This is a genomic window from Micrococcus sp. LASM2_SD2, assembly GCF_057364565.1.
In genome coordinates, this window is record NZ_JBNFOB010000488.1 from 1 (window position 1) to 569 (window position 569).

Annotated in this window: 1 pseudogene; it reads right to left on the reverse strand. The window is 77.5% G+C overall.

The annotated features are described in order from the left end of the window. Positions 1-358, reverse strand: a pseudogene (locus AC2W7A_RS13255) (ABC transporter); the annotation flags it as partial. Between the last annotated feature and the right edge of the window lie 211 nt (positions 359-569).

Here is a 569-nt window from a genome sequence, read left to right on the forward strand (position 1 = left end):
CCCCGCCTGCCCCCCCGCCCCGCGGGCGGCGAGGCGGGGCCAGCGGGATCGCCAGGAGCGCCAGCAGGATGCCCCAGGGGCCCAGTCCGCCGACCAGCAGCAGGGTAGGCAGCGGGAAGCCCTGCACGAGCGGTGCGTCCGGCAGCGGGAACTGCAGGTAGGCGGCCAGCGCGTAGGCGCCGAGCCAGCCGGCACCCGCCACGGCGGTGAGCAGCGCCAGCCACTGGATCACGTTGAACACCGGCCACCACCAGGACCCCGTGCCCGCCTGCAGGTCGGTGCCGGCGATCGCCTGGTCCACGGCGTCCGGCAGCCGGTCCTGGCGGCTGCGCCCGGCACGTCGGATGGAGGCCTCCACGGCTCGGGGCGCCGGCGGAGGCATCGGTGACCAGGGACCGGACCGCCGCCTCGACGGACGCCTTCTGGGTGCCGCTGCGCTCCGGCAGGGAGGTGCGGTGCAGGGACGGGTCGTGCTCCGGGGCGTCCGGGTCCTGCCTCGGCAGCGGCCGGGGCGGGAGCAGGTGCAGCCGCCGCAGCGGGTCCGTGCGGAAGCGGTGTGTCCACCGCAG